The organism is Streptomyces sp. CB01635 (assembly GCF_002803065.1).
GTDB lineage: Bacteria > Actinomycetota > Actinomycetes > Streptomycetales > Streptomycetaceae > Streptomyces.
The window spans coordinates 1-11,967 of the sequence record NZ_NNBL01000040.1; the positions used below are offsets into that span (position 1 = coordinate 1).

An 11,967-nucleotide genomic window follows, 5' to 3' on the forward strand; every position below is an offset into this window, starting at 1 on the left:
CCCCGCCGGTGGCCGCAGGCGCCCCGGCGGCTGGCCCACGGCCGCGCCCACCGGCGGAGGCACCGGCGGAGGAACCGGTGGGAGCCAGCCCTCCCCCGCGGCGCCAACGCCGCCCCCCGCCCAGCACCAGCCCCAGCCGCAGGCGCCCGCTCAGCCCCCCGCCGCGGCACCGCCCGCCGCCGGTGGGCTCGACCCGCGCAGTCTGTGGCCGAACATCCTCGAAGTGGTCAAGAACAAGCGCCGCTTCACCTGGATCCTGCTCAGCCAGAACGCGCAGGTGACCGGCTTCGACGGCACGACTCTCCAGCTCGGCTTCCTGAACGCCGGAGCGCGGGACAACTTCGCGAGCAGCGGCAGCGAAGAGGTCCTGCGGACGGCGCTGGCCGAGCAGTTCGGCGTCCACTGGAAGGTCGAGGCGGTCGTCGACCCCTCGGGCGGCAGCGGTGGCGGCCAGGCTCCGCCCCCCGCTCCGGGCGGCGGCTACCCGGGCCAGGGCGGTGGCTACGCGGGCCAGGGCGGCGGTGGTGCCCCCGCGGCACCCACTCCGCCGCGCCCGTCGGCCCCGCAGGCACAGGCCCCGGCCGCGCCGCGCCCCCCGGACCGGTCCGCTCCGCAGGCCTCCGCCCCCGCGCCGAGACCGGCGGCCCCGGAGCCGCCCCCGGTCTCCATCGAGGACGACATCCCGGCCGACGACGACGCCGACCTCGACGAGTCGGGGGTCCTCTCCGGCCACGACCTGATCGTCCGCGAGCTCGGGGCGACGGTCGTCGAGGAATTCACGAACGAGTAGGCGGCCTCGTAGCGGGGGCCGGACAGCACGGGCCACGCAGCACAGCCACTGCCCGGCTCAGCCCCCCGTAAAGGCCCCGGACCGCCCCCCGGCACCCCGTCCCATGGAGAAACGCACGAACCCCCGCCGCCCCCGCTCTCGGCGGCCCGTACAAGAGCACACCGGCCCGCCGCCTATGCTGGCTGGCGTGAAGGTCCTCGTCATCGGCAGCGGCGCCCGCGAACACGCCCTGTGCCGCTCACTGTCCCTCGACCCCGACGTCACCGCGCTGCACTGCGCGCCCGGCAACGCAGGAATCGCCGAGGTCGCCGAGCTGCTCCCGGTCGACGCCCTCGACGGCGCTGCCGTGGCCCGGCTGGCGGGTGAGCTGGCCGCGGACCTCGTCGTGGTCGGCCCGGAGGCGCCCCTTGTCGCAGGGGTCGCCGACGCCGTACGCGCCGCGGGCATCCCCTGCTTCGGTCCCTCCGGGGAAGCCGCACAGCTGGAGGGCTCGAAGGCGTTCGCCAAGGATGTGATGGCGGGGGCCGGAGTGCCGACCGCCCGCTCGTACGTCTGCACCACCCCGGCCGAGGTCGACGAGGCGCTCGATGCCTTCGGCGCCCCGTACGTCGTCAAGGACGACGGCCTCGCTGCCGGCAAGGGCGTCGTCGTGACCGACGACCTCGAGGCCGCCCGCGCGCATGCCAACGCCTGCGACCGCGTCGTCATCGAGGAGTTCCTCGACGGCCCCGAGGTATCGCTCTTCGCGATCACCGACGGCGTGACCGTCGTCCCGCTCCAGCCCGCGCAGGACTTCAAGCGCGCGCTCGACGGCGACGCGGGCCCCAACACCGGTGGCATGGGAGCCTATTCGCCGCTCCCGTGGGCCGACCCGAAGCTCGTCGACGAGGTCATGGAGACGGTCCTCCAGCCGACGGTCGACGAACTGCGCCGCCGCGGCACGGCCTTCTCCGGCCTGCTGTACGCGGGGCTCGCGATCACCTCGCGCGGCGTGCGGGTCATCGAGTTCAACGCCCGGTTCGGCGACCCGGAGACCCAGGTCGTCCTGGCCCGCCTGAAGACCCCGCTCGCCGGCGTCCTCCTCGCCTCGGCCGACGGCACGCTCGCGGACCTGCCGCCCCTGCGCTGGAGCGACGAGGCGGCCGTGACCGTCGTCGTGGCCTCCCACAACTACCCGGAAACGCCGCGCACCGGCGACCCCATCACCGGTCTCGCCGACGTGGCCGCGCAGGACGCGCCCCACGCGTACGTCCTGCACGCCGGGACGAAGCGGGACGGGGGCGCCGTCGTCAGCGCCGGTGGCCGTGTGCTCTCCGTGACCGCGACGGGCTCGGACCTCACACAGGCCCGCGAGCGCGCGTACGCGGCGGTCTCGCGGATCGGCCTCGACGGCTCGCAGCACCGCACCGACATCGCGGCGAAGGCGGCCGCGGAGGCCTGACCGCAAGCCTCACCTGCGTGGACCTCAGGCCCTTGATCCGAAGCGGATCAGGGGCCTGAATGTCATCCACCTCTACCCAAAGCCATTCCATCGAGTGACCGCTCGTCCATCCGGCTGACGATGCCTTGAACCCCAACTAGGGTGCGGCGGAAGCGTTCGGGCACTTGGCCCACCGGCATTGCGATGTCAGTGACGGGTGCCACAGTGGGGGAGTGGACAACGCCATGGGTGCAGGAAACATAAGCAGCAGGGGGTGACATCGGTCGTGTCCGGTATGGGTGCGGAGATGGGCGCGCGGGCCGCGCGCTCCCGGGCTCTCGCGGTGCTGCGCATCCGCGGCAGAGCGCTGGCCGTCGCCCTGCTGCCCGCGGCCTTCGCGGTCGTGCTGGCCGCGGGCGCCGCCACCGGGCACATGGTCGGCGACGGCTGGCGGACGGTGCGGTGGCTCGTGACGGTCCTCGCCCTGGTCGTCCTGGCGTGCGCGGCGGGCATCGCCCTCGTGGTGGCCCGCGCCCGCCCGGCGGTCAGCCCGACGGTGCCGATCGCCGAGGAGCGGGCCCCCGATCTCTACCGGCTGGTGCGCGATCTCGCCGACCGGCTCGACGTCCCGGCCCCCTCCGCCATAGCGCTCACCCCGGACTGCGACAGCTGGCTGGAGGACCGTACGCATCCCGCGCACGGACCGCCCAGACCCAAGGACGACGAGGGCCGGATCCCGCGTGACGCCGACGGCCCGGGCATCCGGGGCGGCGGCGCCGGCAGAGGCCGGGTGCCGGCCGCGCCCGTCCTGGTCATCGGCTCCCCCTTCCTGTGGTGGATGCGCGTGGGCGAGCTGCGCGCCGTACTCGCCCCGGTCGTCGCCGGTACGGGGCCGTCGGCGCATCCGGACATAGCGGCCGCGCGCCGCTTCGTGCGGGGCCTGGACGCGGCGGTCGCCGTCGCTGCGGCGCCCGGTCGCGGACCGCTGGGGCGGGCGGTCCTCGGTTGCGTCGGCTGGGTCGCGCGCCTGCTCCTTCGCAGCTGCCGGGGCCACGCCGGCGAGATGGAGCGCGGGGTCGCCGCGGCCGCCGCCGAGCGCGCACAGACGGTGGACTACGGCGTGCGGATCGTCGCCCAGGAGCAGGTCGGCCTGGCCTACGCGGGCTGGGACCGGCTCCTCACCCGGGTCGCACTGCCCGCCTGGCGCATGGGGCGCTGGCCCTCCCGTCTGGACGTGGGCGTCGTCGCCGCCCTCACCGAGCTCTCCCGGCGCGACCGCCTCGCCGAGGGCTTCGCCTCCCGGCTCGGGGAGCGGCCCGCCTGCGATCTGCTGGAGGAGCCGGGCACGGTGGACGAGGCGGCGTCGCTGCTCGCGGCCCGGCTGTTCCACGGAGGCCCCGCCGAGCCGGGCCCCGACTGGGCGCCGGTCGACTGGCAGGAGTATCCGGACGAGGTCGTGGACCGTAAGTGGCGCATGGACGCGGCGCGTCTCCACCGCGTCCTCGACGCACTGGGCGTACGCAGCTCCGCGGACCCCGCGTCCCCCGACCCGGAGGGCCCGACACTCGCCCGGGTGATGGAGCACCTCGCAACGGCGACGCGCGCCGGGGACTCCGTAGGGCCCGTGGCCCCCGTAGACCGGGAAGATCCCACCGTCCCCGCCAAGGACCTCACCGCCGCCGCCGACACCGACGCCACCGTCTCCCCCGACGACGACTCCACCGCCCCCGAGGGCCCCGAGGACCGCGAGGACACCCCCACCGCTCTTCTCGCCGCCGGCCTCAGTGCCGAGTCGGCCCGCGAGGAGTGTGAGCGCCCGGCCCCGCCCGTGCCCGCCGCCGGACAGGGGCCCGACGGCGCGCTGTGGGACGAAGGCATGCTCCCGCTCTTCCCGCTCCAACCACCCCGCACGGGACGCGAGTTGGTGGCCGACCACGTCACGGCGATGGTGTGCTGCGCCGCCGTGGACACGGCCGGAGCCGCCCCCGGCCTCGACTGGCTGGACGGCCCCTCACTCCTGGTCGACGGCGAGCGCGCCAAGGATCTGACCCCGCGGGTCCTGAGCCTCGTGGAAGACGGGGACCCGGAGCCTCTGCGCGCCTGGCTCACCCGCCTCGGCATCCGCCCCGAGAAGCCGGTCCGACTGGTGTAGGCCGCGACGGCAATCGCGGCACACCCGCACCCCGCGCCTCTCGCATCCGCACCGTCCACCCCCAACCTCCGGAGGCTCACGTTCCGTTCACGTCAATTCGCGACGAACGGTGACGGAGTGCGTGCGTAATGTGATGTGCTGGGGTCGGTCGCTGACAGACGGAGCGCACGAGGGCTCGGGGGAGCGAGGGAGGGAAGCGGGCATGGGGCCGGAACGGGAGGGGCAGAAGGCCGGGTGGCCGGAACACGCGCGGTCACCCCGCACCATCCGCCGCTGGGAGTCCGGCGCGCTCGCCCACGCCGTGAGCGACCCCTTCGGCCAGGGCCCCCTGCCGTGGCTGCGCGGCAGCGAGCACTACTTCGACGACACGGGCCAGGTGGTCCCCTGGTACGTCGACCACGCCCCCCAGCCCGGTGCGAGCACCATCGCGACCAGCATCCCCAGCCCCCGCACCGGCGGCCCCCGCATGGCCGACGACGTGCACCGCCAGATCAAGGGCTTCACGTCGACCGGAGCGGCCGCGCCCGGCGAGGCGATCGACTTCCACATCACGGTGGACCCGCCCCAGCAGTTCAGCGTCGACATCTACCGCATCGGTCACTACGGCGGCGACGGCGCCAGCAAGATCATCACCAGCCCGCGGCTCTCCGGCATCGTCCAGCCGGCCCCGCTCACCGCGGACCGTACGGTCTCCTGCCACCACTGGTGGCTGTCCTGGCGCCTGCAGATCCCGTCGTTCTGGAACGTGGGCGCGTACGTGGCCGTCCTCACCACCGTCGACGGCTACCGCTCGCACGTCCCCTTCACGGTCCGCGACAGCCGGCCCGCCGATCTCCTCCTGCTCCTGCCGGACGTGACCTGGCAGGCGTACAACCTCTATCCGGAGGACGGGCACACGGGCGCGAGCCTCTACCACGCGTGGGACCAGGAGGGGCGGCTGCTCGGCGAGGGCGACGCCGCGACGACGGTCTCCTTCGACCGCCCGTACGCCGGCGCGGGCCTCCCCCTGCACGTCGGCCACGCCTACGACTTCATCCGCTGGGCCGAGCGGTACGGCTACGACCTCGCGTACGCCGACGCCCGCGACCTGCACGCGGGCCGCATCGACCCGACCCGCTACCGGGGCCTCGTCTTCCCCGGCCACGACGAGTACTGGTCGACGCCGATGCGCCGCACCACCGAAGTGGCCCGCGAGCACGGCACGTCACTCGTCTTCCTCTCCGCCAACACCATGTATTGGCAGGTGGAGTTGGGCCCGTCCCCGTCCGGCGTGCCGGACCGGCTGCTCACCTGCCACAAGCGCAGAGCGCCCGGGAAGTCCGCCCTGTGGCGCGAGATCGACCGCCCCGAGCAGCAGCTCATGGGCATCCAGTACGCGGGCCGGGTCCCGGAGCCTCACCCCCTCGTCGTGCGGAACGCCGACCACTGGCTGTGGGAGGCCACCGGGGCGCACGAGGGCGACGAGATCGACGGCCTGGTCGCGGGCGAGGCCGACCGCTACTTCCCGCGCACCGCGCTGCCCGAGCACGAGGACCGCATCCTGCTCGCCCACTCGCCCTACCGCGACAGCGAGCGGGCGCCGCGCCACCAGGAGACGTCCCTGTACCGGGCGCCGTCCGGATCGCTGGTCTTCGCGTCCGGCACGTTCGCCTGGTCCCCGGCCCTCGACCGCCCCGGCCATGTCGACCCGCGGATCCAGCGCGCGACGGCCAACCTCCTCGACCGGATCTGCAAACGCGACTGACCAGCCGCGCCCCGACCCGTCTCCGCAGCTGCCGCCCGCCGGACCCGTGGCCAAAACTCATCCCCGTATGAGCGAGAATCAGGTGCACTCGTACATATCCACGGGGAGGAACCGTGTCCGGATTCGTCGAAAAGCCCGAACCCCAGCAGGTGCCGGGCCTGGTACACCTCCACACCGGCAAGGTGCGGGACCTGTACCGGAACGAGGCGGGCGACCTCGTGATGGTCGCCTCAGACCGCATGTCCGCCTACGACTGGGTGCTGCCCACCCCCATCCCCGACAAGGGCCGCGTGCTCACGCAGCTGTCGCTGTGGTGGTTCGACCAGCTCGCCGACCTGGTCCCCAACCACGTCCTGTCGACCGAGCTGCCGCCCGGCGCCCCCGCCGACTGGCAGGGCCGCACCCTCATCTGCAAGTCGCTGCGCATGGTCCCCGTCGAGTGCGTGGCCCGCGGCTATCTCACGGGCTCGGGCCTCGTCGAGTACAACGACTCGCGCACGGTCTGCGGCCTCGCGCTGCCCGAGGGCCTGACCGACGGCTCTGAGCTGCCCGCCCCGATCTTCACGCCCGCCACGAAGGCCGAGGTCGGCGAGCACGACGAGAACGTGTCGTACGAGGAGGTGGCCCGCCAGGTCGGCGCGGAGACCGCCGCCCAGCTGCGCCAGATGACGCTCGCCGTCTACGGCCGGGCCCGGGACATCGCGCGGGAGCGCGGCGTGATCCTCGCGGACACCAAGTTCGAGTTCGGCTTCGACGGCGAGGCGCTGATCCTCGGCGACGAGGTCCTCACCCCGGACTCGTCCCGCTTCTGGCCCGCCGCCGAGTGGGAGCCGGGCCACGCCCAGCCGTCGTTCGACAAGCAGTACGTGCGGAACTGGCTGACGGGCCCCGAGTCGGGCTGGGACCGCAAGAGCGAGCAGCCGCCGCCGGCGCTTCCGCAGCAGATCGTGGACGCGACGCGCGCCAAGTACATCGAGGCGTACGAGCGCCTGACCGGCGTCAGCTGGTAACCACGGCGCCGCAGATGCGTGAAAGCCCCCGGCACCTGAGGTGCCGGGGGCTTTCTGTGGAGCGAACGACGAGGTTCGAACTCGCGACCTCAACCTTGGCAAGGTTGCGCTCTACCAACTGAGCTACGTTCGCACTGCGCCGTGGCGCGAGAGCAACTATACCCAACCTCGCTCCCGTGCGAGCCGCACTGCCGAGTGCCGGTTCTCGGCGCCGAGCTTCGAGACGGCGGACGACAGATAGTTCCGTACGGTCCCCTGCGAGAGCGCGGCGCGCTCCGCGATCTCCGCCACGGGCGCCCCGTCGGCGGCGAATTCGAGCACCTCGGCCTCGCGTGCGGTCAGCGGGGAGTCGCCCGCGGCGATCGCGTCGGCCGCCAACTCCGGGTCCACATAACGGTTTCCCGCGTGCACGGTCCTGATGATCTCGGCGAGCCGCTGGGCGCTCACGGTCTTCGGCACGAAGGCGCGCACCCCGGCGGACAGGGCCCGTTTCAGATGTCCCGGCCGCCCGTGACCGGTCACGATCATGACCCGGCACGCGGGCAGTTCACCGCGCAGCGCTGTGGCGACCTTCACACCGTCGGCGCCCGGCATCTCCAGATCGAGCACGGCCACATCGGGCCGGTGCGCCCGGGCCATGGCGAGCGCCTCGGGCCCGGTGGCGGCCTCGGCGACGACGACCAGATCGTCCTCGAGCCCGAGCAGCGCGGCGAGCGCCCCGCGGATGAGGTGCTCGTCATCGGCGAGCAGCACGCGCACGGTCACCCGGCGCTCCTTTCGTACGCGGCGTCGCGCCGCTGTTCCACGGTGGGCCCGGCGAGCGGCACCTCGGCCACGACCCGGAACATCCCGTCCGCATCCGGCACCACACCGGCCTCAAGCGTTCCGGCGACCTCGGCAAGGCGCTCCCGCAGCCCCGCGAGCCCCGACCCGCCGCTCAGGGCCCCAGGCGTTCCGGCCCCGTCGTTCTCCACGCTCAGGACCACCGCGTCCGGCCCCACCCGTACGCCGATGTCGCAGCGCCGGGCGTCCCCGTGCCGCAGGACGTTCGTCGTGGCCTCGCGGACGACCCAGCCGAGGGCGGACTGTATGGGGCCGGGCAGCTCGGCGGCCGGACCTGTCACCTCGCAGGAGATCCCCGCTGCGGTCAACACGCCCTGCGCGCCCGCCAGTTCGGCCGACAGGTCGGCTTCGCGATAGCCGCGTACGACCTCCCGTACTTCCCTCTGTGACTCCTGGGCGATGCGCTGCACCTCGGTCATCTGGTCCACGGCCTCGGGCCGCCCGCGCAGGGTGAGCTGGACCGCGAGCTCGCTCTTGAGCGCGATCACGGCGAGATTGCGGCCCATCACGTCATGGAGATCGCGCCCGAACCGCAGCCGCTCCTCGGCGACGGCGAGCCGCGCCCTGGTCTCGCGGGCCTCGTCGAGTTCGTGGACGGCGTTCAGCAGCCAGACGGAGAATCCGGCGGTCAGCGCGAAGATCGCGGTGGTGAACAGCACGGTGGCCGCCGTGATGAGGGCGGCGGGCGCGGGCAGCCCGGACGGCACGGACGCCGCCCCGGCTCCGAGGGACGCGCCGAGCGCCGCGCCGATCACCCGCCTGCGGGTGCGCAGCCCGGGCGTGGCACAGCCCGCGCCGACCATGAGGATGCCGACGAAGAGGACGAGCGCGGTGCGGGTGCCGGCCTCCTCGTCCGCGGGCACCCGCAGCATCACGCCGAGCGTCCCGACGGCGATCACAGCGGTGACGACGCCGTACGCGATGACGAGGCGGACCGGCTGCTCGCGCCGGCCGCGCGTCCAGTCGAGCGCCCTGGACGTGGTCACCGCGCCGAACACGGCATGCGCACAGAGCGCGAGGAACAGGGTCCACGCGAGCGCGGCCGGCACCTCACCGAAGGCGAGCGGCCCGAGCCAGCAGATCTCGACGAGCCCGAAGGAGTGCAGAGACCACCGTGTGTACGTCTCCACCTTCGCCGGGGTGCTCTTCCCCCGCCACCACGCGCCAGGCCGCTTCATGTCCCCGCTCCGTCGGATCACCGCCGTGGTTCCCAGCGGAACCACCGTCGTACAGCAAACACGGCGAGGACGGTCCAGGCCACAGCGGTGGCGACGGCGCCCAGGGCGTCGTACGCGGAGAGATCCCCGGTCCAGCCGCCCCGTACGAGGGTGATCACCGGCGTGAGGGGGAGCAGTTCGCACACCGACGCGAGGCGGTCCGGCATGACTTCGAGCGGTACGACGGTGCCGGAGCCGAGCATCGAGAGGAGCAGCAGCGGCATGGCCGCGACCTGCGCGCTCTCGACGCTCTTGCTGAAACTCGCGGTGACGGCGGCGAGCGCGGGCCACATCACCAGCCCCAGCAGCAGCCCCAGGACGGCGTAGTACGGCGCCTGCGGAGCTCCCACGTCGAGGAACGCCGTGCAGGCGGCGACGAGGACGAGGCTCTGCGCGAGGCCGATGGCGACGGAGGGCACCGCGGCGCCCGCGAGGATCTCCGCGTCCCGCAGCTCACCGGTGCGCAGCCGCTTGAGGACGAGTTCCTCGCGCCGCGCCGCGTACACGCCGACCAGCGCGCTGTAGACGGCGAAGAGGAGGGAGAAGCCGATCGCGGACGGCAGCAGCACCGAGCCGACGGTGAGCCCCGCACCCTTCAGGTCCATGCTGTCGATCGACGAGCGCACGCTGAACGGCAGCACCAGCGGCACGAACACCGCGGTGAAGAGCGTGCCCTTGCTGCGCCCGATCAGCGTCAGCTCCGCGCGGGCGAGCGCCCGCATCCGCCCTGCGGCCGTCGTGCGGCCCGTGACCGCGGGCTTCGTCCTGTCCGTCACGACCGCGCTCATCGCGCCGCCACCTCGTCCCTGTGCTCCGTGCCGGCCATGGTTTCCGTACGCGCGTCCTGCGCGATCCGCAGGAACGCCTCTTCGAGGGACGCGCTGCGCACGTCGAGCCCCCGCAGCTCGACCCGGGCGTCCCTGGCCCACAACAGGAGCCCGGTGGCGGCCCGTTGGAGCTCGCCGGTCCGCAGCCGGATGGTGCGGCCGTCCGTCTCGTGGCCGCTGACGCCGAGCTCGGCGAGCGGCGGGAGGTCGCCGGGGAAGTAGCCGTCGGGAAGTTCGAAGGAGATGTGCGAGGGCTGGGCGGCGACGACCTCGTCGACGCGGCCCTCGGCGGCGATCCGCCCCTCGTGCAGGATGGCGAGCCGGTCGGCGAGCTCCTCGGCCTCTTCGAGGTAGTGGGTGGTCAGCAGCACGGTGGTGCCTTCGGCGCGCAGCTCGCGCACCAGGTTCCAGGTGGCGCGCCGTCCCTCGGCGTCGAGGCCGGTGGTCGGCTCGTCGAGGAAGAGGACCTCGGGCCGGCCGAGCAGCGCGAGCGCCAGGTCCAGGCGCCGCTTCTCGCCGCCGGACAGCTGCTTCACGCGGACCCGGGACCGCCGTTCGAGCCCGACGAGCTCAAGGGCCTCACCGGCGGGCCGGGCACCGCTCGTGCATCCGCCCCACATCCGGACGGCCTCGGCGACGGTCAGCTCGGACGGAAAGCCGCCTTCCTGGAGCATGACCCCGACGCGCGGCCTGACCAGGTCGCGTTCCGTGTACGGGTCGTGCCCGAGGACCCGTACACGGCCGCCGGCCGGGACGGCGAGTCCTTCGAGGAGTTCGACGGTGGAGGTCTTGCCCGCGCCGTTGGTGCCGAGGAGGGCGAAGAGTTCTCCGCGGGCGACGGAGAAGGTCACTCCGCGCACCGCCTCGTACGAGCCCCCGTACACGCGTCGCAGATCGGTGACGTCGATCACGCGCTCGTTCGTTTCCATGCTCCGAGCCTTTCCCGGGGCCGGGGCGAGGAGCAGTGCGCGCTGTCACCGAACCGCATGACAAATGTCAGAGCGGGTCGCGGACATGTGCCGCAGGAGATGAGAGGGGGCGGACATGCAGAAGGCCCCGGTCCGATGGACCGGGGCCTTCAACTGGAGCGAACGACGAGGTTCGAACTCGCGACCTCAACCTTGGCAAGGTTGCGCTCTACCAACTGAGCTACGTTCGCACTGCCTCCGATCGACTCTCATCGATCGGCGCGAGCACCAGCCTACCGCACTCCGAAGAGTGGTCGGTACGCGATGCAGAGCGGGTGACAGGAATTGCACACTGCGCCTTCCCCCTGGAAGGGGGATGTTCTACTACTGAACTACACCCGCAAGACTCCGTGAGGTCCGGCCTTTCGGCCTCGCCCCTCGGCGTGCTCCAGACTTTAGCTGATCAACAGGGGTGCAGCGCAAGTCGGCTGCTCTGCGGGCTGCCGGAGGGGGTCAGTTGGCCGCCTCGAACGCCTCGTAGACCCGCTTGGGGATGCGGCCGCGTGGCGGGACGTCCATCTTGTGCGAGCGCGCCCAGGCGCGGACGGTCGCCGGGTCGGCGGACACCGCGGTGTGCTTGAAGCTCCTGACGGTCTTCCCCGACGCCGCACGGCCCGAGCCGGTCTGCTTGCGGCCGGCCTGGAGGAAGGGAGCCAGCGCCTTGCGCAGTTTCTTGGCATTGGCTGGATTCAGGTCGATCTCGTACGACTTGCCGTCGAGACCGAACGCGACCGTTTCTGCGGCTTCTCCGCCGTCGATGTCGTCGGAGAGAGTGACCACGACACGCTGCGCCACGAATATCGGTCCCTTCGTGCGACATCTGCACCTTGACGTGCGCCGATGTCGACTGTCCGGCTGTTATGGGGCAAAGCAGAGGCGAACTGCCCGCTTTCGCCATTTCCTTTTTACCCTGCATGGCATTGCATTGTGAAGACCGACTAAATCCCCCCGCGTGTCCGGAGGCAATGGGTCTCCGAAATCTTTCCCCGGATTTTC

General features: G+C 72.7%; 9 protein-coding genes, 3 tRNA genes and 1 pseudogene. 5 read left to right on the top strand and 8 right to left on the bottom strand.

Translation table 11 applies throughout. The features are described from left to right. The 5 genes and pseudogenes from CG723_RS42610 to CG723_RS42630 all read left to right on the top strand — a co-directional run. Positions 1 to 790: pseudogene (locus CG723_RS42610) on the top strand (DNA polymerase III subunit gamma and tau); the annotation flags it as partial. A gap of 187 nt (positions 791 to 977) precedes the next feature. Further along, positions 978 to 2,231, top strand: coding sequence for a phosphoribosylamine--glycine ligase (gene purD / locus CG723_RS42615; protein ID WP_100598979.1), 1,254 nt, complete (start codon positions 978 to 980; stop codon positions 2,229 to 2,231). Between the two features lie 274 nt (positions 2,232 to 2,505). Then, complete coding sequence (locus CG723_RS42620) at positions 2,506 to 4,362, top strand: hypothetical protein (protein ID WP_100598980.1); 1,857 nt, start codon at positions 2,506 to 2,508, stop codon at positions 4,360 to 4,362. A 202-nt stretch (positions 4,363 to 4,564) separates the two neighbouring features. Then, positions 4,565 to 6,106 carry a N,N-dimethylformamidase beta subunit family domain-containing protein gene (locus tag CG723_RS42625; protein ID WP_234374832.1) on the top strand — a complete coding sequence of 514 codons (1,542 nt, stop codon included), beginning with the start codon at positions 4,565 to 4,567 and terminating at the stop codon, positions 6,104 to 6,106. A 113-nt stretch (positions 6,107 to 6,219) separates the two neighbouring features. After that, on the top strand, positions 6,220 to 7,116 hold the full coding sequence (locus CG723_RS42630) for a phosphoribosylaminoimidazolesuccinocarboxamide synthase (RefSeq protein WP_100598939.1): 897 nt from the start codon (positions 6,220 to 6,222) through the stop codon (positions 7,114 to 7,116). A gap of 57 nt (positions 7,117 to 7,173) precedes the next feature. Here the strand turns inward: CG723_RS42630 and CG723_RS42635 are convergent. The 8 genes from CG723_RS42635 to CG723_RS42670 form a co-directional block, all read right to left on the bottom strand. After that, positions 7,174 to 7,249 (bottom strand) — tRNA-Gly (locus CG723_RS42635). Between the two features lie 23 nt (positions 7,250 to 7,272). Further along, the gene (locus CG723_RS42640; RefSeq protein WP_100598940.1) at positions 7,273 to 7,881 is read right to left on the bottom strand and encodes a response regulator transcription factor; all 609 of its coding nucleotides are present in this window, start codon (positions 7,879 to 7,881) and stop codon (positions 7,273 to 7,275) included. Then, positions 7,878 to 9,137, bottom strand: coding sequence for a sensor histidine kinase (locus tag CG723_RS42645; RefSeq protein ID WP_100598941.1), 1,260 nt, complete (start codon positions 9,135 to 9,137; stop codon positions 7,878 to 7,880). Before CG723_RS42645 ends, CG723_RS42640 begins: the two co-directional genes overlap by 4 nt. A gap of 17 nt (positions 9,138 to 9,154) precedes the next feature. After that, the gene (locus tag CG723_RS42650) at positions 9,155 to 9,964 is read right to left on the bottom strand and encodes an ABC transporter permease (protein WP_100598942.1); all 810 of its coding nucleotides are present in this window, start codon (positions 9,962 to 9,964) and stop codon (positions 9,155 to 9,157) included. Continuing rightward, positions 9,961 to 10,932: an ABC transporter ATP-binding protein gene (locus tag CG723_RS42655; protein ID WP_100598943.1), complete on the bottom strand. Its 972-nt coding sequence runs from the start codon at positions 10,930 to 10,932 to the stop codon at positions 9,961 to 9,963. The genes CG723_RS42650 and CG723_RS42655 overlap by 4 nt, the downstream gene beginning before the upstream one ends. Before the next feature lie 154 nt (positions 10,933 to 11,086). Then, a tRNA-Gly gene (locus CG723_RS42660) sits at positions 11,087 to 11,162 on the bottom strand. Between the two features lie 79 nt (positions 11,163 to 11,241). Continuing rightward, positions 11,242 to 11,313: transfer RNA gene (locus CG723_RS42665), tRNA-Gly, on the bottom strand. A gap of 111 nt (positions 11,314 to 11,424) precedes the next feature. Then, a complete protein-coding gene (locus CG723_RS42670) occupies positions 11,425 to 11,766 on the bottom strand; it encodes a histone-like nucleoid-structuring protein Lsr2 (protein ID WP_100598944.1) in 342 nt (113 codons plus the stop codon). Between the last annotated feature and the right edge of the window lie 201 nt (positions 11,767 to 11,967).